Source organism: Mariniphaga sp. (genome assembly GCF_041687215.1).
Taxonomy (GTDB): Bacteria; Bacteroidota; Bacteroidia; order Bacteroidales; family Prolixibacteraceae; genus Mariniphaga.
On sequence record NZ_JAWLCI010000044.1, the window covers coordinates 2,221 to 22,358 of the forward strand.

At 39.3% G+C, this 20,138-nt stretch carries 19 protein-coding genes; 10 read left to right on the plus strand and 9 right to left on the minus strand.

The window, feature by feature from the left end:
• Positions 1-65 precede the first annotated feature (65 nt).
• A complete protein-coding gene (locus ACESMA_RS14550) occupies positions 66-899 on the plus strand; it encodes a hypothetical protein (RefSeq protein WP_372949576.1) in 834 nt (277 codons plus the stop codon).
• A gap of 1 nt (position 900) precedes the next feature.
• Here the strand turns inward: ACESMA_RS14550 and ACESMA_RS14555 are convergent, their stop codons facing one another.
• The 4 genes from ACESMA_RS14555 to ACESMA_RS14570 form a co-directional block, all read right to left on the minus strand.
• Entirely contained in the window at positions 901-1,731 is an 831-nt protein-coding gene (locus ACESMA_RS14555; protein ID WP_372949577.1) for a hypothetical protein, read from the minus strand.
• Positions 1,732-1,842: 111 nt separating this feature from the next.
• On the minus strand, positions 1,843-2,346 hold the full coding sequence (locus ACESMA_RS14560) for a response regulator (protein ID WP_372949578.1): 504 nt from the start codon (positions 2,344-2,346) through the stop codon (positions 1,843-1,845).
• 166 nt (positions 2,347-2,512) lie between these two features.
• Positions 2,513-4,273: a hypothetical protein gene (locus tag ACESMA_RS14565; protein ID WP_372949579.1), complete on the minus strand. Its 1,761-nt coding sequence runs from the start codon at positions 4,271-4,273 to the stop codon at positions 2,513-2,515.
• Positions 4,274-4,288: 15 nt separating this feature from the next.
• Entirely contained in the window at positions 4,289-5,824 is a 1,536-nt protein-coding gene (locus tag ACESMA_RS14570) for a hypothetical protein (protein ID WP_372949580.1), read from the minus strand.
• A 205-nt stretch (positions 5,825-6,029) separates the two neighbouring features.
• Between ACESMA_RS14570 and ACESMA_RS14575 the strand changes: the two genes are divergently transcribed.
• Entirely contained in the window at positions 6,030-7,814 is a 1,785-nt protein-coding gene (locus ACESMA_RS14575) for a peptide MFS transporter (protein WP_372949581.1), read from the plus strand.
• A gap of 159 nt (positions 7,815-7,973) precedes the next feature.
• Here the strand turns inward: ACESMA_RS14575 and ACESMA_RS14580 are convergent, their stop codons facing one another.
• Entirely contained in the window at positions 7,974-8,750 is a 777-nt protein-coding gene (locus ACESMA_RS14580; RefSeq protein ID WP_372949582.1) for a glycerophosphodiester phosphodiesterase, read from the minus strand.
• Positions 8,751-8,846: 96 nt separating this feature from the next.
• Between ACESMA_RS14580 and ACESMA_RS14585 the strand changes: the two genes are divergently transcribed.
• The 6 genes from ACESMA_RS14585 to ACESMA_RS14610 all read left to right on the plus strand — a co-directional run bounded on the left by ACESMA_RS14585 (position 8,847) and on the right by ACESMA_RS14610 (position 13,864).
• Entirely contained in the window at positions 8,847-9,752 is a 906-nt protein-coding gene (locus ACESMA_RS14585) for a lysophospholipid acyltransferase family protein (protein ID WP_372949583.1), read from the plus strand.
• A gap of 26 nt (positions 9,753-9,778) precedes the next feature.
• Positions 9,779-9,988, plus strand: a complete 210-nt coding sequence (locus tag ACESMA_RS14590) for a hypothetical protein (protein WP_372949584.1) — start codon at positions 9,779-9,781, stop codon at positions 9,986-9,988.
• 105 nt (positions 9,989-10,093) lie between these two features.
• Positions 10,094-11,362, plus strand: a complete 1,269-nt coding sequence (locus tag ACESMA_RS14595) for a hypothetical protein (protein ID WP_372949585.1) — start codon at positions 10,094-10,096, stop codon at positions 11,360-11,362.
• Between the two features lie 99 nt (positions 11,363-11,461).
• The gene (gene ric / locus ACESMA_RS14600) at positions 11,462-12,184 is read left to right on the plus strand and encodes an iron-sulfur cluster repair di-iron protein (RefSeq protein ID WP_372949586.1); all 723 of its coding nucleotides are present in this window, start codon (positions 11,462-11,464) and stop codon (positions 12,182-12,184) included.
• Position 12,185: 1 nt separating this feature from the next.
• A complete protein-coding gene (locus ACESMA_RS14605) occupies positions 12,186-12,485 on the plus strand; it encodes a hypothetical protein (protein WP_372949587.1) in 300 nt (99 codons plus the stop codon).
• Between the two features lie 71 nt (positions 12,486-12,556).
• Positions 12,557-13,864, plus strand: a complete 1,308-nt coding sequence (locus ACESMA_RS14610; protein ID WP_372949588.1) for an NAD(P)/FAD-dependent oxidoreductase — start codon at positions 12,557-12,559, stop codon at positions 13,862-13,864.
• Positions 13,865-13,885: 21 nt separating this feature from the next.
• On the opposite strand, the gene ACESMA_RS14615 is transcribed toward ACESMA_RS14610, so the two are convergent.
• Positions 13,886-14,881, minus strand: a complete 996-nt coding sequence (locus ACESMA_RS14615) for an SMP-30/gluconolactonase/LRE family protein (protein ID WP_372949589.1) — start codon at positions 14,879-14,881, stop codon at positions 13,886-13,888.
• 189 nt (positions 14,882-15,070) lie between these two features.
• Here ACESMA_RS14615 and ppk2 point away from each other — a divergent pair, with 189 nt between their 5' ends.
• Positions 15,071-15,880, plus strand: coding sequence for a polyphosphate kinase 2 (gene ppk2 / locus ACESMA_RS14620; protein ID WP_372949590.1), 810 nt, complete (start codon positions 15,071-15,073; stop codon positions 15,878-15,880).
• 3 nt (positions 15,881-15,883) lie between these two features.
• On the opposite strand, the gene ACESMA_RS14625 is transcribed toward ppk2, so the two are convergent.
• The 3 genes from ACESMA_RS14625 to ACESMA_RS14635 form a co-directional block, all read right to left on the minus strand.
• The gene (locus ACESMA_RS14625; protein ID WP_372949591.1) at positions 15,884-16,807 is read right to left on the minus strand and encodes a 2-oxoadipate dioxygenase/decarboxylase family protein; all 924 of its coding nucleotides are present in this window, start codon (positions 16,805-16,807) and stop codon (positions 15,884-15,886) included.
• Between the two features lie 167 nt (positions 16,808-16,974).
• Complete coding sequence (locus ACESMA_RS14630; protein ID WP_372949592.1) at positions 16,975-17,895, minus strand: carbohydrate kinase family protein; 921 nt, start codon at positions 17,893-17,895, stop codon at positions 16,975-16,977.
• A gap of 136 nt (positions 17,896-18,031) precedes the next feature.
• Positions 18,032-19,363: a cyclic 2,3-diphosphoglycerate synthase gene (locus ACESMA_RS14635; protein ID WP_372949593.1), complete on the minus strand. Its 1,332-nt coding sequence runs from the start codon at positions 19,361-19,363 to the stop codon at positions 18,032-18,034.
• 90 nt (positions 19,364-19,453) lie between these two features.
• On the opposite strand from ACESMA_RS14635, the gene ACESMA_RS14640 reads away from it, so the two are divergent.
• Positions 19,454-20,134 (plus strand): ACP phosphodiesterase, encoded by a 681-nt coding sequence (locus ACESMA_RS14640; RefSeq protein ID WP_372949594.1) that lies wholly within the window; start codon positions 19,454-19,456, stop codon positions 20,132-20,134.
• The last annotated feature ends 4 nt before the right edge of the window (positions 20,135-20,138 follow it).

Here is a 20,138-nt window from a genome sequence, read left to right on the forward strand (position 1 = left end):
TTTAATTTTAAAAAACGCAACCAATTTTCAATTCAATACATCATGATAATAAATCAACAGCAAAAATGAAGTTATCTGGCTTTAAAATTACATCAATTTTGGCAATTCTTTCCTTAATCTGGCTTTCTTCCTGCCGGAATGATGAATTTGATACCTCATTGATTTTTGATGAACAAGGAAATTTTCGTTATAAAAAGGAAACCACTTTTTGCCAAAGAAATCCGGAGAAGGAGATTTCTTCAAAAACTTTTTCCTACGATAAAAACGGGAATGTAATAAAGGAAGTAATTTCTTATATCGGGATTCCGGAAATAATGAACAAACGGGAATTTAACGAATCCAGCCAACAATTAACTGACAGCACTTTTTACTACCGTTCGGATGAATGGCAATATCAAAATTCAACCCGTTACATTTACTCGCGAAACCTGCTTTCAGAAAAGCATCGGTATAATTCAGACGGCACACTCAGCCATAAAATCATTTACAAATATATTGGCAGTAAATTGCGGTGGGAGGAATTCTGGTATTTCAACACTAATGAATGGAAATTTCAGTATGCGCACGGTTTTGAATTTGACCGAAGTGGAAGGCTGGTGAAAAAAGAAAGTTTTCAGGATGAAGCCAAAAAAAATGTTTACGATACGTTTGTTTATGCCTACAAAAATGGCAGGTTGTATGAAGAAAAAAGAATCATCAGAACCGGAAAAACCAGCTTTGTAAAAAAGTACTTTTATACAGCAAAAGGTTTTATCGATGAAATTACAGAAGATGGCAAAGTTGTAGAAAAAAACTTTTATGAATTGGACCGGCTTATCGAAAAACATACATTCTATTACGGAATCGACCCCGGCTTTTCTCCGTGCGGGGGAAACTTCATTTACAAATACGAATATTAACCTAAAGGGGGTAAAAATTTGTGTCCTGTTCCAGCAATATTTCACCCGTTGTGGTATCCATAAAAATCTGCCAGTGCGACGGTTTGAATCCCCAGCAAACACGCAGTTCCAAATGATTTTTGGTAATATACGGGTAAATTATTTTTCGGTATTCGTTCAAATCGGATTCAGCAATGGTATGGGTTAATTTCTGATGCCAGCCATTGTAGCCGGTTAATTCGCGCCCCGTTAAAACCGTCCTGGCCAGTTCAACCGAAACCTGGTCGGTTGGAGGAATATAAACATCGGGATACCAGTGGCCGAAAATGTGATGAACACCAGTTGCATTGGCCGAAATGTTCAGTAATGAATTATATACTTCAAGCCCTTGAATTTTTTGTTCACCAAAACTGATTCCCAAATGGTTGTAAATTATAGAATCTGTTCTGGTATAAGCACCACTGAAATCCAGAAACCGCGCATCAATTTTTTGCGGAACCAACTGCGCCGTATCAAAAATTCCGGTAAACTCGCTTTTCTCAACCAAATAAAGCTTTGCTTCAGTAATTAAACCTGCTACATCGACAAACTTGTTGCTGTAGAGTTGTTTCCGATCCTCATAATCACTGTTGTACGACCACCCCACGAAACCGAATGAATCAATTTCAGCAAAAGTGAATTGGCCCTGTTCAAACTCTTTTTGCTTGTTTTCTCTTTCAAGGGGGGTTAGTTTCCTATAACGGGTTGGGTAATTGGAATCGTTAATTTCAAACAAGACAGAATAAACCTCATCTTCATTTTTTGAACAGGAAAAGATGGAAGCAACAAGCAAAAGTAAAACTATTCTTTTCATCAATAATAGATTTCCGTTTAAAAACAGATACACCAGGGATTGAAAAGGTTGCTTCAGGTGTGATGTTTTACAGCAACAAAAATTTAACCGGTTTGAATTGCAGATAAAACATTAATGGACGTTAAAAATATCAACTACAAAATAGAGTACAGCAAAAAATACAATTAAAAATATACCGGTTAAAAACAGTATTATCCCAACTTGTATTTGTTTGTTTCTTTTTTCAAGGGTTTTGAGTTTAACGATTTTTCGAATACGGTCCATCAACTTATCCGGGGTAATTTTATCTTTGATGATATAATCGTAAGCACCAAATTTTATGGTATTTACAGCTACTTCCATACTTTCGTTGTTGGTCAGGAAAATAAATTCCGAATCCGGGCTTTTCTTTTTCACCTGCCTCAAAACATCAATTCCATTCATTTTTTCCAGAAAATAATCCTGAACAATAATGTCAGGCTTTTCACCCTGATTTATTGCGTTAACACAATCCTCACCCGAAAAGAAAGGTTTTATATTTGTAAAATTTTGTTTTTTAAGGTATTCGGTAATAAACTTGTTGTAAACCTGGTTATCTTCAACAACATAAATAAGGTTTGTTTTTTTTGCGGCCATTATCCTGTTTTTTTTTATTTTTAATCGCGTTAAAATTAAAACTTAAAATCGAGAAATACATTGAACTTCAGAATAAACTTCACCTTGAAGATTTCAACCCAATGTTTTCCGAAATAGTTGTTTCGATTAAAAATTTCTGAAAAAAACTTCTGAAGTATGAATTCAATTAAAAATAGTCAGCATATGGAACCGGTGCCGGATAATCTTCGCTGATTCGTTTACAAACCACTGCAACCAGTTGAAATTCATTTTCAGCAAATTGATTTTGCTTTTTAGTTTCAGTTGGCATTGTGTATAAAAACCGGCGTGCTTGTTTTGCCTTTTGTTCCTGCTGGTTAAAAACAATTTTAACTTCGGCAGGCTCCAAATCTTCAGCCACCAGCTTAATGGTATATTCCTGGTTCATTTGCAATCCCAGACTCAGCGTATTGTTGTTATTCTTTTTTACTGTAATATTTTCTTTTTTGCTGTTTCTGAAAATTTCAATCTCATCAGGTTCCAAATCCAGCAACTGGCGCGTTTCTTTGTGCCGGCAATATAAGGTAACGTTTACCAAGTTCACCAAAAACACAGCCCGGGTAATCATTGGATTTATGGCCAGATAATTTGCCACAACCGGTTTTGCTTCAACTGTTTTTTTCCGGTGATCGCGCACTAAAACTTTTTGGTTTTTGTTGAGTACCTGAATCCGGTTTCTGTGCAACGCAACCGAACTCATTGTTTTTGCTGCTGTTTCATTTTTTTTGGTAACAACAGGCGCACTCAAAATCGCTTTCCGTTCCAGATGCATGGTTTTATTTACCGATTTCAACTGAAATGAACCTTTGGTCATCAGTGTTTTATTCAGCAAAAAGGGCCCAAAATTCTTTTGAACTTCCATTTTCTGAATCGCCTGAATGTTTTTGGCAGAATTCTCGCGCAGTTTAATTTCAATATTCCTTACAAAAACCAATTGAGTGGAAAAATATGGTATTTTAATGCTTTCCTTATTGAGTAAAGCAATATCCCAGAATGGAGAGCTTAAAAGTTCTTCATCGAACCATTCGCGCAAAACATTAACAAAAATGAGGTCGAAACTGATTTTGTCCAATTCCAGGTCCTGAAGCTCAAAAATAGCATGATAGCCTTCTTCTTTCGAACTCTCCACGAGTTTTTGAATTTCATCGCGGGAAATTTCAATTTTTTTCCAGGCTAATTTGTCTGAATTGTAAAGGTTGCCGGGGAAACAGGTAGTTAAGTAAAAAGACCCGTTTACATGTTCACGGAGCGATGTGGTGAGTTTCCCTTTTACTTCATTGAACTTTCTGATAAAGCGTTCAGCTTCTGCCTTTAAAAGCTGTTCAACCTTCTTTTCCACTTCATTTTTCTTCCCGTTTTGAATCCACTGCTGTAAAAGTTGTTCTTTCATTTTTTGTTTCAATTCAACTTCAACGGTGGAACTTGCATCACCTGTTTCAATTCCTTTTTTCAGCAATTCAAGAATTTCTGTATCCAGTTTTTGATACAATGAATAGTAGGTGCGGTATTCTTTTGTTTCCAATTCAGACAATGAATTCAGACCGCGATCGAAAATGGTTGAGCCAACAAGTTTTGCCCCTGAAATACTGTCAGGGTCAATCAACCTCATGCTATTTAAAATTTCCTCGTAAACTTTATACAGTAAATCCCGGTTTTCACCACTGGTTTGCCAAATAATTTCCTGTCGCGGAATATTATTTGCCATCAGGGAAAAATCCAGAAGTTCGTCATAATATTTTCGGCCCTCTTCACCTGCCTGTGAGGTATCGAGAAACATAAAATCTTCGTTTGTGTATCCCAAAGAAAACAAAGGGAAGAAGAATTTGTAGTCTTCCTCCCTGCTGCTGCTTATTACATTTTGTTGAAAATAGGACTTTATTCTTGCAAAAATTGTTGCGAGTTGCGACATCGTTTTTAATTTAAATTATACCCACTCTTTTATTTCCGGATTTGGGTCGGGCGATTTGGGCAGCATGTGGCATTTGAAACCAATCAACTGCATTCCGTCAATACGAATTCCCTGTGATTCTGTATTTCGCTCAAAGTCTCTTGAACCGCTTGATGAGCTGTAACTTCCTCCGAGATGGAATGGACCCCATCCTACAAATCCGCCGCCACTTGCTTTTTTCATTTGCGATTGCATTTCGCTTTGCATGGAGCCAAAATTTAATACCAAATCTTTCACAAAAATTGCCGTGGTTGTATAGGCAGGAATCATACCATTGGGTGGTGAACCGCCATCAGACACCATTTGGTTTTTAAATTCGGGATTAGCCTTGTCGAACCGCCAATATTTGCTGGTTAGAAAATTTACATTATACCAGGGCCTTACAATGGGTACCTGGGCAATTTTAAATGTGAGGTAAAATGAGCTTGCATCTATTTTACTACTTGATTGGCGTTTTTCATATTTCCCTCCACCTCCGATATTAAAAAAGCCAAGCGATAAACCACCACCTGCTGAACCCTTTTTACTTGAGAAACTGAAATTGGAACTGTAATCGCTGCTTGAAAACCGGAATTGTGTCCATCCATTATCTGTTTTGGCAAAACTTCCGGGAACGAGACTTGCATATAAGAAATCGGCGCCTGATGCTAATCCGGTAAGTTTGGTTTTCTCCAAATCATCGAGGTAACGTTCTTTTAGCGCCAGCATGCTTCTTCCTTCAACCTGAGAAATGAATGCTGAAATTTTTTCATATTCCTCTTTGTAACCGTTGTTCACCCAATCTCTTTTGGCAGCTAAAACTTTATTCCTGAGAATAGGAGCATTCATTGCCCAAAAATGAACAGCACCTGGATCTTTTGCGGTTAAGGCATTGACCCGATGGCTGTTGTACTCCAAAGCTACCGTAAGAAAATTTTGCATTTTCTCATGGTATCTCATAACCAATGGGCTTTCTTCAAGCACTTCTGTTTCTTCGTCCGTAATAATATCTTTTTTGATTTTTTTCACTTGCAGAAGGCCTCTTAATTTTTCAATTTTCGCTTTTAGTTTTTCATCCGGCTCAATATTAGCCACCTGGCTGAATTTCAGAATATGTTCATAGGCCTGCGAAAGCGTATTTTCGGGGTTCCAAACATTCATGGTCACATCACCCGTAACGCCCGATGTGTCGGGAATCATATCAACAATACGGGAAAAATTTTCAGCCTGCTGATATTTTCTGGCCGTATCCTGGGCAAGCAATTGATTAATTTCTTCAATACTTTTTTCCTCATCGTCCTTTTCTTCATCTCCTTCGGTTGCTCTTTTTTCGGAATTTCTCTTTACAACTCCGGTCAATCCTTCAGAAAGAAAATCCAACTCTTCGGCTGGATAAGGGACACCAATAGAAAGCCAGGCAAGATAGTTATCATCAGATGGCGGAACTACATCGCCATCACCATTGGCAAGCACATCATAAAGCTTACCTAATACAGAATTCATTAACTCTTTTGGAAGAACTTCTTTTGACATATTCACTAATTTAATGGTTAAATAATTAAGTGTAAGTTATGGAATTAAAACGGATAAAAGCAAAAGACCTTTATGTTTTTTTCTCTTTTTATTTTTCTTTCAATTCAATTAAACTGATATTTATCAAGTTTTGCATCAATATTGAATCTTTATATTTGCCTGTTCTGTGACAATTCAATCTAAAAAACTTTTTAATCAAAAACCAATGTTTAAAAATCATCCTAAAGGCCTGATAGTCGCCTTTTTCGCCAATATGGGCGAACGTTTTGGTTTCTATACCATGATGGCTATCCTCGTTCTTTTTTTACAGGCAAAATACGGTGTAAACGCAGAAACGGCTGGCAGCATTTACAGTTCGTTTTATTTTGCCATTTATGCCCTGGCTTTGCTTGGAGGAATAATTGCTGACGCCACAAAAAAGTACAAAACAGTCATTCTGAGCGGAATAATTATCATGTTTATCGGATATTTGCTAATGGCCATTCCCGGAATGCCTCTTTCAATGACTGTTATTTTTCTTTTTACCATTGCATTGGGGAACGGACTGTTTAAGGGCAATTTGCAAGCAGTTGTAGGGCAAATGTACGATAACCCAAAGTATGAAAAGCTGCGCGACAAAGCTTACCTCATATTTTACATGGGAATAAATGTAGGTGCATTTTTCGCTCCGTTTGCTGCAACTGCCGTGCGCGACTGGTGGTTAAAAACCAATGGTTTTGTGCACGATGGAAGTCTGCCGGCATTATGCCATCAGGTTATCAGCGGTAAGTTAACCCATTCAACTCAGTTTGCCGAGTTGGCGAGCAGTGTTAGTCTCAACGGTCCAATTACCGACATAAATAAGTTTGCCCAGGACTACATTGATGTTTTCTCCAAAGGTTACAATTATGCCTTTGCCGTAGCTGCCGGCGCCATGCTGGTTTCGTTGCTGGTTTACATCTTGTTTAGCAAACTTCTTCCAAATAAAGAAGTTACCACTTCCGCCAAAGAGGTGAAAGTGGAAAAAAGTTTCAAAAAAATTGGAATTTCGCTTGGAACGATTTTGGTAGTTGGGTTTGCCATTTTCTTTGCGTTTGGCAATGCCGACATTGCATTTGCATTTGGTCTTTTCGCAGGTTTTGTGGCCTGGATGATGCAGGCATCAACCAAAGAGGAACTACCGCGAGTAACGGCTCTGCTACTGGTTTTTGTAGTGGTCATTTTCTTCTGGATGTCATTTCACCAAAACGGCCTTACACAAACCATGTTTGCCCGCGACTATACCGTAAAAACAGTTGGCCCGTTTACCTACCTGTTTTTCAATTTGTGGTATATTCTGGCATTTATAGGGACTGTTGCAGGGCTTGTGATGGTGCTGAGCAAAAAATTGAAAAAACAAATGCGAATCCTCGGTGGTGTTTTGTTTGCCGGACTGGGATTTCTGACGTACATTTTCTACAGCCACGGCGATCCGCAACATTCCATTGCACCCGAAATATTCCAGTCGTTTAACCCGCTGTTTATTGTTTCGCTCACGTTTTTGGTAATGGGCCTCTTTACCTGGCTTGCCAACCGTGGAAAAGAACCTTCAACTCCCAAAAAAATCGGAATCGGGATGATTATCGCTTCATTCGGATTTCTGATAATGCTGGTGGCCTCGCTTGATGTGGTTTCTCCTGTACAACTGCAGGGTGAAGCCGTTCCTGATACATCGCGGGTTTCTCCGTACTGGCTGATGAGCAGTTATCTGGTGCTAACTATTGCTGAACTTTTCCTCAGCCCCATGGGACTTTCATTTGTTTCGAAAGTTTCTCCGATACGATTCCAGGGATTAATGCAGGGAGGCTGGTTGTTGGCCACTGCGGTTGGAAACAAATTGCTGGGAATTGGAAGCTATTTCTGGGACCGGCTGGAATTGTGGCAGCTCTGGGCTATTTTTGTGATATGCTGTCTGGCTTCGGCTGCATTTATATTCTCCATTATGAAACGACTGGAAAGGCTGACCAAATAAAATTTAACCAATTGTAAAAACGAAGAGGCTGCCTAAAAAGTCCTCTTTGAGGTCATTCTGAGCGTAGTCGAAGTGTTTATTTATTTGAAATACAATTGTTTCGACTACGCTCAACATGACAAAAATAAAGGAAATTTCACTTTTTAGCCAGTCTCTTATTTATAATTTTTTCATCTCTTCCTTCAGCCATTTGGGGCGATCGGTGGTTATCCCTGTCACGCCAAGTTCGGTCATTCTTTTTGCAATTTCAGGATCGTTCACGGTCCACGTCAGAACTTCAAGATTCAGTTCTTTTGCATTTTGAACAACTTCCCCGTCAATAATTTTGTAATTCAGGTTCACTCCTTCCAAACCGGCTGCGGCAGCTTCTTCCATTTTCTTTTTTAGACCTTGTTTCGACGAACTAAGCCAATAACATTTATTATTGGGGAATTCTTTTTTTGTATCGAGAATGGTTTCCCAGCCAAAACAGATAAAAATCATCTGATCCAGTTTGCCGCTTTTTTCAATTTCCCTTTTTAAATGAGGCAGAATTTCACTTCCGGTTTTTATTTCAACCACAAGATTTTTCCCGTCGGGAACAGTCTCAATTAACTCAGAAATGAACGGAATTTTTTCGCCTTTGTACTTTGCATCCTTCCAACTTCCAACATCCAAATCGCGCAACATCAGCGATGGTGTATCTTTGATCGCCAGGTTCCGTTTACCTCCGGTGGTTCGTTTGGTGTCTTTATCGTGCAAGGCCATTACCCGGTTATCTTTGGTCAGGTAAACATCAATTTCAACGGCATCGGCCCCCAACTCCCAGCCAAGGTTTGCCGAAGCTACTGTATTTTCAGGGGCCAGATATGAAGCTCCGCGGTGAGCAATAAACTTTTGCTGTGCCAATAATCCCATACTAATGGAAATAAGTAAAATTGTTATCAGACTTCTCATTATTATAAATTTTTTGTGTCGAAGATAAAAAGGAAAAAAGTATTTGGTCTGCTTTTATGCGAAAAAATGTAGTTTTACACTTCTTTTCAAAAAGTTATGCGCAAAGGAAATTCATTACACATTGGAATAATTTCACTTAAATTGGTTGCCAGGCTACCCTTTTGGCTGATTTACGGATTTTCCAACCTGTTTTACCTTGTGGTTTATTATATTATTGGTTACCGCAAAAAAGTAGTAGCCCAAAATCTTCGAAATTCGTTTCCGGAAAAATCAAATGCTGAATTAAAAACCATAACAAAAAAATTTTACCGGCATTTCTGCGACATCACACTTGAAGCCATTAAAATGGGGAGTATAACAGAGCGTGATTTTAAGGAAAGAATGAAGGTAAAAAATCCGGAATTAATTAACAGGTATTTTGACCAGGGAAAAAGTGTGGTTGTTCTTACCAGTCATCATAACAACTGGGAATGGGGCAGTGTTTTCCCGCTTTTTGTGCAGTATAAAATTTTGGGGGTTTACAAACCACTGCATAATCTTCATTTCGATAAATATATAAACAGCAACCGGGCCCGTTTTGGCGCTGAATTGGTTCCAAACTCAACTGTTTTACGCAGGGTTATTAAGGCAGACAAAGAAAATGAACCGGTTTTTGTTTGGCTGGCCGGCGACCAGACACCTCCTGTAAACACCAAATTCTGGATGATGTTTCTTAACCAGGAAACCCCGTTTTACCCCGGACCAGCCGCCATATCGCGCCGGTTTAACTATCCGGTAATTTTTCAGAATACCGTTAAAATAAAAAGAGGATTTTACGAAATTACTTTTGAAGTGCTGTTTGAAAATGCAAAGGAATACAGCGAAACAGAAATAATGATGGCTTATATTCAGAAGATGGAAAAAACCATTAGCGAGCAACCTGCCTATTATCTATGGTCGCACCGGCGTTGGAAACACAAAAGGCCTGAGGATGTGCCGATGAAAGATTTATCGCATAAATGATAAAATCACTATATTTGAAATAAAAAATGATAGTTGAAAGACAAAATAACGAACTCCTTGTCAGGATAAAAGTGGGTGACAAAGCATCCAAAGTCCAATCTATACTTGATTATTTAAAATATGAAGAGTTAACCTCAAAATCTAAAGCAACACAAGAAGAACTGGATTCGCTTTTAAAAGAAATTAAAAAAGGCCGCTGGGACAAAATCAAGAAAGAAATTGGCATCAATGATTAAGCAAAAAACTACAACCAGTTTTTACGCACAGAAACATTATTTCAGGATTTTATTTTGAAAGTAACTAAAAATCCCAAATCTTGATCTTTGGATTGTAGCGCCACCATGAAAAAAAAAACTAATTATACAGACATACCTTCCCACGAAAAACTACCAAATATCTACCTGTTCAATCCTACCTGCGAATATGCAGTTGCAAACGACCAGCCATCGTGGCAACCCAACCGGCTGCTGCAAAAAATGGAGGAAGATTTGGGAACTTTGCCCCTCATTTTCGCCCGGCCAAATGATGTAGTTTTGGTAAAAAAAATTCCACCACCTGAATTTCTGTCAACGCTTCAAAAAATAAATATTACTCCTCCCCGATTTTTGCAATTGAATGAAGTAATCAAAAACACCGACTTCATCAGCCAGCCAAAAAACCGTTTACTCCCGTGGGGCTGGAGTCCGGCTGCTCATCGTTTGGTTGAGCCTTTAAAACCTTCCTGCTCTGAAAAATTTCAAACCTCGCCGGTTGCCAACTGGAAACCGGAATACCGTGAAATCTACTCCAAAAAATTTGCTCTTGAACTATTGAAAAAACTTCTGCCGGAATTACCTCCGGAAAAAATTTTGCCACCCCAATTGATTTCTACGGTTTGCTATACAAAACCAGAAATTGAAAAGTGTATTAAACGCTGGGAAAAAATTATGGTAAAAGCACCGTGGAGCAGCTCAGGACGCGGATTACAAAAAGTGACAAAAACCCCGGTGGCTGAAAAAGTATGGGAAAAACTGCTGGGAATAATTAACGAACAGGGTTATGCCATAGTGGAACCGCTCCTGGAAAAAGTTCTGGATTTAGCCTTTGAATTCGAATTAAAAAACGGAAAAGTAACCTACCTGGGAATCAGCCGTTTTTTGACCGATGGGAAGGGCCAGTACCAGGGCAATCTCCTGAATGGATGGCCGCAGGAGATTAATCCTGAAATTACGGCATTTGCTGAATCACTTCCTGAAATGATTATAAAATCCTTGGTGAAATTGATTGAAAGCAGTTTTCTGGCAAAATGTTACGAAGGTATTTTTGGTGTGGACACCCTCATTTTCCGTGACGAAAAGAACAATTTGTGCGTAAATCCATGCCTCGAAATCAATGTCAGGCAAAATATGGGGCTGTTATCCCTTCATCTCGAAAAACACATTTCACCCAATAAAACAGGAGTGTTTAAAACTTTTTATAATCCGAATAAATCCTTTTCGGAATTCAAAAAAGAAATGGAAAATACCAATCCATTAAAACTCAAAAATTCAAAAATTGAATCCGGATTTTTCCCTGTCACCTCAGGTTTTAAAGACTCCTTGTTCGGAGCCTACATTCTTGTCAAAGGATAATCATAAATTTCAGTATTATTTCATAAATTACTAATAGACCTTTTTGTCCACTAATGGTTTTTTTATATCTTTGCAGAGCATAATTTTAAAATTTACATCATGAAAATTACATCAGATACTCCGGTAGGCGAAGTGGTAAAAACCAATTTTAAAACCGCCACTTTGTTTCAGGCGAACAAAATAGATTATTGTTGCGGTGGAAATCAAACCATTTCAGAAGTATGTACCAAATCCGGTATAAAAGAAGAAGAACTTATCAACCAATTGGAGACGGTGCTTCAGGATTCAGATCCGGATACAGATTATATTAACAGTATGGAATTAAGCACTTTGGCTGAATACATTGTAAATCGCCATCATGCTTATGTGCAGAAAAATATTCCGTTTTTAAAACAAAACCTTGACAAAATTGCCGGGGTTCACGGAGAAAATCATCCTGAACTTGTCCGCGTGAGGGATGAATTTTTTGAATCGGCCGGCGAATTAACCATGCACATGCAAAAGGAGGAACTTTTATTGTTCCCGTATGTAAAACAAATGGAACTGGCAAAAAATGAAAACAAAAGGTTGGCGACTCCGTCATTTGGCAATGTTTCCAGTCCTATTTCAGCCATGATGGCAGAGCACGAAAATGAAGGAGAAAGATATGTGAGAATATCAGAATTGACCAACAACTATCAGGTGCCTGCCGATGGTTGCACTACCTACGAAGTAACCATGAAGCACCTGGCCGATTTTGAAAAAGATTTGCACCGGCACATTCACCTTGAAAACAACATTCTTTTTCCGAAAGCAAAAAAAATGGAAGAAAGTTTTAATTAAGATGAACACAAAATATTTACAGGTTGACCTGGATTTTCTGAAACAAATTGAAAAAACAATTTCTGAAAAGAATTCCATCTCAGTTCATTATTTTGAGGAAGAAAATACCTTAGAAAATACAAAAGGAAAGGTAAAAGAAATTGAAACCAACAAAAGCAGTGGAGAATTTCTTGTGTTTGAAAACGGCCCAAAAATAAGGCTCGACCGCATTATAGTTTTCAACGGAAAACCCGGTCCGGCTTATGATGAATACGACAGCTACGCGCTGGCTTGCCTCGACTGCACAGGAGGCATGGATTAAAAAACAAACCATTCCCTCTTCCACCCCATTTTCAAAAGATTGTCAAAATGCCTCTAAAATGATTTTTGGTTATGCAACAAAAGGTTGATATAAACATTCCCCCTTCGGAAAAAGGGCAACAGCGAATCATTATTCTGGGAGCTGGCTTTGGAGGATTAAAACTGGCCCGGCTGCTTGGCCAATCGAACCAATTTCAGGTTTTACTGATTGACCGGAACAACTACCACCAGTTTCAACCATTGCTTTACCAGGTGGCCACAGCCGGACTGGAACCCAGCAGCATCAGTTTTCCCATCCGTAAAATTTTTCAGAAAAAAAAGAACGTTTTTATCCGCATTGCAGAAATAGAAGCAGTGGAAACGGAAACCAAAACCGTAAAAACAAAGATCGGGCGGTTTAAATACGATAAATTGGTGATTGCCCTGGGGACCACAACAAACTTTTTTGGCAACAACAAAATTGAAGAAAACAGCATTGGCCTCAAAACCGTTTCTGAAGCGCTGTACATCCGAAACCAGATTTTAAAAAACTATGAGAATGCCCTGGTTTCAGAGAACGAGAAAGTATCGGAAGCTGCGTTAAACATTGCCATTGTGGGAGGTGGTCCTACCGGAGTTGAACTTGCCGGAGCCATTGCCGAACTACGTAACAACATTCTTCCCAAAGAATATCCTGAGCTCGATTTTTCGAAAATGAATATTTTCCTGATTGAGGCTACCAACCGGTTGTTGGGTACCATGTCGCAGTTTTCTTCACAAAAAGCGAAAAACTACCTGCAGAAACTCGGAGTAAAGGTACAACTCAACACTTTGGTGAAATTCTGCGAAGGGAATAAAGTTATAACCGATTCAGGAGTTATTCTAAGCTCAAATGTGGTTTGGGCGGCAGGAATGAAGGGAACAACACTGAACGGAATACCTCCGAAAGTTGTATCCCCAAGCGGAAGAATTGCTGTTGATGCGTTCAACAAAGTAAAGGGCATGGATAACATTTTTGCTATTGGCGATATTGCTTTTATGGAAACTTCGCAATACCCCAACGGGCATCCGCAGGTGGCGCCGGTTGCCATTCAGCAGGCCGAAAACCTGGCAAGAAATTTAATGGCCGAAGTCGCTCAGAAAGAACAGAAATCATTCACCTACAAAGACAAAGGAACAATGGCAACTGTAGGCCGTAACCTGGCGGTTGTGGAGCTACCTTTTGCAAAGTTTGGCGGATTTTTTGCCTGGGTAATCTGGATGTTTGTGCACCTGATGAGCATTCTTGGCATCAAAAACCGGTTTTTTATTTTCATCAACTGGCTCACTAATTATTTTACATACAACCTTTCGCTGAGGCTAATAATTAAACCGAAGAAACAAAATGTCAGCCCGAAATAAAACCAGTTTCCCTGGTAATTTTTATTTCAACCTTACCCTAAGCAAAAAATCATCGGCTGTTAAAAACAGTTCAGAATAATCAGTATTAAATGCACAGTTGGCGGTTGCTTCGCCGGTAAAAATTGTTCCAAGATGTTCTCCCCCCGGAGTAAACACCAGCACTCCGCCCGGCCCCGTTGCGAAAACCCAGCCATTAGGATGAACTTTCAATCCGTCGGGCAAACCTTTGAAATTTTTAGTTATTGCTGTGGCGTCGAAAAAAAGTTTGCCATTTTTCAAAAGGCCACTTTTATCTAAATCATAAACCATCCAGATTGCCCGGGCAGGATCAGAATTGGCAACATACAATTTTGAATAATCGGGTGAAAAAGCAATTCCGTTTGGACGGGAAAGCTCTTTGGTTAAAAGAACAACTTCTCCGGTTTTTTCCAGTTGAAAAACCCCTTGAAAATCAAGTTCTTTTGCCGGGTCATTCACATTTTTTTCCAGTCCGTAAGGCGGGTCGGTAAAATACAAATCGCCGTTTTTATGGTAAGCCGCATCATTTGGGCTGTTCAGTTTCTTCCCGTTGTAATTATCTGTCAGGGAAATAAAATTTGCTTTGGGATTGGAAAGCGAGGCATCCATTTTCGCCACTCTGCGATCGCCGTGCTGACAAAGAATTAACTCGCCTGAAGCGTTTAGCAACAAACCATTTGAACCCGGCTCACCTTCACGTTTTTCTTTTCCTGTAAAACCTGATGGTTTCAGATAAAGTTTCTTTCCAGCTTTTTCCGACCATTCAAAAATGGAATTGGATGGAATATCGGAAAAGATAAGTTTGTTTTCTGCGGGTAACCAAAGCGGACCTTCCGTCCATTCAAATCCATCAGCAAGAATTTCCACCACCGCATTTTCAGGAATAATTTGATGGATGAGCGGATTTTTCACAATTATCCGGCTTTCCGTTTTTATTTGTTGGGAATAACTAATAAACGAAAAGGCAAGGATTGAAAAAGTAAGCGGTAATCTTTTCATTTCAATTCAATTAAAATTTGATTGTAATTTACAAAATGAATGCGGGGCGAACAATACTTATTTGGCTAAAACAAATGAATTTTCCATAAAAAAGTAACTCACACTAAATTTGGTTAAAAATTCATCTTCCAATACTAATCATTTTTGTACTTTTATTCAATCGATTAAACCAATACAAACAAAAAAAATATGGAAAGGGAAGAAACACCAACCGGTAAACCCAAAAAAGTTTCGAAAAAGCTTTACAATAATGAGCTAAACAGGCTCCAGATTGAGCTAGTAAAACTTCAGGAGTGGATAAAAACCAAAGGTTTACGGGTTGTTGTAATTTTTGAAGGGCGCGATGCGGCAGGCAAAGGGGGAACCATAAAACGGATTACCCAGGTATTAAATCCGCGTATTTGCCGGGTAGTTGCATTGGGCACACCCACCGAACGTGAAAAAACCCAGTGGTATTTTCAACGGTATGTACCCAATCTTCCGGCAGCCGGGGAAATGGTACTGTTTGACCGAAGCTGGTACAATCGCGCCGGTGTGGAAAAAGTAATGGGGTTTTGTACCAACGATGAATATTGGGAATTTCTTCGCTCCTGCCCCAATTATGAACGGATGCTTATTCGCTCAGGAATCATTCTCATTAAATACTGGTTTTCGGTAAGCGAGGAGGAGCAGGAAAAACGTTTCAGAGCCCGGATGGCAGACCCGACCAAGCGTTGGAAACTTAGCCCAATGGATTTAAAATCGCGCGAAATGTATGTGGATTACTCCAAAGCAAAAGATGAAATGTTTGCTTACACTGACACAAAAATAAGCCCCTGGTACATGGTTGATGCAGATAATAAAAGACGAGCCCGGTTGAATTGCATCCATCATTTGTTATCGATGATTCCGTATGAAGATTTAACACCCGATGCAGTAGAATTGCCTCCGCGAAAAGACAGCAAAGGCTATGTTCGTCCGCCCATTGAAGAAATGACTTATGTTCCGGATGTTTATTGAAACTTAATTATCCAGGGTTCGGGTTAAGTTATACAGGTGCCGCTCCTGGCTTTCAATAAAACCCTGAAATAAAGTTCGCTGGCCATCTTCTTCCATAAAACCACGCTGAATAAATTCGAGGTATGCATAAGTCCAGTTGATTTCATCAAGTTCGTTTTCTATTTTTACTTTTAAATCTTCTTTAACCGCTAAAGTTGCTGTTTGCTGCAAAATACTTCCTTTTTCGCCTTCTATTTTTTCTTTCATGGGAATGCCTGCTTTTTTCAATGCATGGAATGTAGATTCCAAATCGGGCCAGTCATTAATACCCTGATGGTTTAAACTCACCGCAAAATGGCTGGGTGAATTGCCATGCAACAAAACCCAGGCGGCATAATGCGAAATATCGTTTAGTTTCAACACTGTTTCTTTGGAAGGAGGATTCCAGGGCCTGCGAAAATAATTTACAAGTTCATCAACCAGAATTTCAGCCGCTTCGGTATTTAAAATTTTATCAGCTTTTAGCTTACTTAAAAGTTCGATACCGGTATCAGAAAGCAGATATGGCGTTTCTGAAAGTACATCGGGAAACAGGTTTTGCGCCCAGCCAGGTAATTGGGAAACCTGGAGCTGACTTACATAAAATTTGGGAAGTCCTGCTGTTTCTGCCTCAAAATGAATGGCTTTCAGATTCTTCTTTGGAAGTACGTATTTACCTGCCGGATTATATCCCAAACATTCGATAATGTGCCTGATTGCCAAAATTCCTTCCGGTTGCTCTCCTGTATGCCAATTCAACGTTCGGAATCCCAAATGGTCCAAAACAATCTGTCCGCCTTTGCGGTTAACCAACCCTGAATAATCATTTGCGTAGGGAACCTGTAAAAGAAAAGCCTCCCACAATTTGTCCACCAGACTTTTTCCTATCTGACTTGCATTGCGTTTCATTGCATTACATTTTTGTTCATTAATTTCAAATTGTGATAAAAGCTCAGGATTTTTTATAACACCCGATCCATGGCTTAAATCATACTCTTTTAAACATGATTTTAACCTTTAGGGTTACCATAAAATATGTGTTTAAAAATATTGTTTAAATGGAAATAAAAACAGGGTTATATTTTTTCCGAAGACCGCTTTTTTGTTTTTTTCATAAACCGGAGCACTTCTGATTTTTTGAAAAAAGAAGTTGCACCAACTTTTGTCGCATTTAAAGCTCCGGCTGCATTTCCGAAGTTTAACGCTTCCTGCAGGGAATTTTCCTGAAGATAGTAGTGAAGAAATCCGGCAGAAAAGGCCATTCCGGAACCAATGTTATCCTTCATTTCTATAATATAACCTGAATCAGAAAAAGCTCCTTCTTCCTTGTGGAACGCAAAAACACCATGAAATCCGCGTGTAATTAAAACAAGATCAACATTATATTTTTTTACCAACTGTTCTCCAAACTGTTCAAGGGTTCCTTGTTTCAAGCTGAGCTTTTCGCTCAAAAATCCGATTTCTTTCTCTTTAATACGCACAATTTGAGACGATTGCAACAGGTTTTCAATGACCAACACATTAAAAAAATGCTGAAATAGTTTTAAATCAAAAAATTTAATTGATGATGGAGATTCTTTAATCAGCTCGCGAATGGTATTTTTTGAAATGCCAAAACGCTGAGGCAATAAACCAAAGAAAAGGCAATCAGCATCGCGAACCAGTTTCAATGCTTCAGTAGAAAATTCGATATGGTCGAATGCCACATCGGGAGTAACATCAAAAACCGGTTCATGTTTTTTTTCGAAGGTAATGTTTACTGTTCCGGTAGGAAATTCAGAATCGATTTGCACATCAGCAACTGAAATCCCCAGCTCTTTGAGCCGTTTAAGCGCCAGATGCCCGAGTTCATCGTCGCCAACACGTGAAAGCAAGTGACCTTCTTCGCCAAATGAATTGCACCGAAACGCAAAATTGGAAGGGGTTCCGCCCAAAACCTTTCCATCGGGTAAAATATCCCAAACCACCTCTCCAAATGCAACAATTTTTTTTCTCATCAATTTTTATTTGCCGGCGACAAAAATAGGTATAAATCGATAAGGATTCAAATTTTGCAAAAACAAGTCTGCAGCAAACCTTGGTTAAAACCCTGGAAAAGAATCAGACATTCAAGAGGCTCAACTGATTAGATCTTTACCTTTTTTTGACAAAATCAGCTAAAACATCGGTTAGGTTTGGATGACCAATTTCTTCCAAATCGTAAAATACGCGGGTAAATGGTTTGTCAATTTTAACCACTCTGTTCAAATCTATGGGCGTTCCGATAATAACTGAGTCGCATTTCGTATTTCTAATGGTTTCTTCCAAATCTTTTACCTGTTCATCACCGTATCCCATTGCCGGGAGCAATTTTCCAATATTGGGGTAAAGTTCAAAAGTGCGGGTAAGTTTTCCTGTTGTAAAAGGTCTTGGGTCAACTATTTCTGCAGCTCCGTATTTTTCAGCAGCAACCACAGCAGCTCCAATTTTCATTTCGCCATGAGTTAGTGTAGGGCCGTCTTCAACGCACAAAACCCTTTTACCTTTAATAACATCAGGTTTATCTGCACGAACAGGGCTTTCAGCGTCAATTACCACTGCATTTGGGTTTACCGAGGCAATATTTTCCCTGAGTTGTTTCACCTTTTCCGGATTGGCGGTGTCCATTTTGTTGATAATAATTACATCGCTGGTGCGCAAAACCACCTGGCTGGGATAATAAGTTAGTTCGGCCCCTGCACGGTGCGGATCAGTCACGGCAATGGACAAATCGGCTTCGTAAAACGAAAAATCATTGTTTCCGCCATCCCATAAAATAACATCGCACCCATCGGGATCGTTTTCAGCAGCTTTTAAAATAGCCTCGTAATCTACGCCGGCATAAATCACATTTCCTCGGGCAATATGCGGTTCATACTCCTCCATTTCTTCAATGGTGCATTTATGCCGTTTCAGGTCTTCAATAGCTGCAAAACGTTGAACTTTTTGCTTTACCAAATCTCCGTAAGGCATGGGATGCCGAATGGCTACCACACGCAAATCCTGCTCCATTAAAATCTGAATTATTTTCCGGCTGGTTTGGCTTTTGCCTGAGCCGGTACGTGTAGCACAAACCGAAATTAACGGTTTGGAAGATTGCAGCATGGTTTGTTTGGGCCCCAGGAGCATAAACGATGCGCCGGCTGCATTTACGCGTGCAGAAACTGTCATAACATGCTGATGGCGAATATCGCTGTATGAAAACACGCAGGTATCAACTTTCAGTTTTTTAATCAGCTCTTCCAGTTTTTCCTCTGCATAAACCGGAATTCCGTCAGGATAAAATGCACCTGCGAGTTCGGCCGGGTAGCGGCGGTCCTCAATATCGGGAATTTGTGCTGCGGTAAATGCCACCACTTCATAATCGTTATTATTCCTGAAAAAAGTGTTGAAATTGTGAAAATCGCGCCCGGCGGCGCCAATGATAATTACTTTTTGTTTTGCCATAGGTCTGTTTTTTAATTTCGCGAAAAATTAACGGATTCCCTGTACAAAAAACAGGACAAATCTCAGGCTCAAAAAAATAAATATTGCCCGTTGCTATCACATCATGCATTTGGGAAAAACATTTTGGAAAGCCTGACGTTCTTTTCAAAAACAAACAGGGTGAATTTTCTGGCGCATATCTATTTATCGGGCGATGATGAAAAACTGGTTACCGGCAATTTTATCGGAGACTACGTTAAGGGAAAGAATTTCCTTAAATATCCGGGAAAAATCAGGGAAGGAATTATTTTACACCGGAGAATAGATTCTTTTACTGATGAGCATGAATTATTCAGAGAAGTAAAAAAACTTTTCAGGGAAGAATTTGGTCTCTATTCAGGGGTTGTTACCGATTTAATATTCGACCATTTACTGGCCTCTGGCTGGAAAAACTATCATCCTTTAACCTTGCGGCGGTTTGCCCGTAAAACTCATGCCATATTGCTTAAACATGTTTTTTATCTGCCACCACGTGTACAGGGATTTTTACCGGTATTGATAAAAAACCGAAGGCTGGAATCGTACGCTCAAAAGGAGGGAATTCAACAATCGCTGGAAATAATGAGCCGATACACATCCCTTCCACCAAAAGCCGAAAAGGCCATTGAAGTAATGGATGCCAACTACCTTTTCATTGAAACCCGTTTTACCAGGTTTATGAATGAGCTGATTGATTTTGCAGAATCGGAATCAGGAATTCCAGTAAAAAAACCATGGATTTTAACCGGATAATATT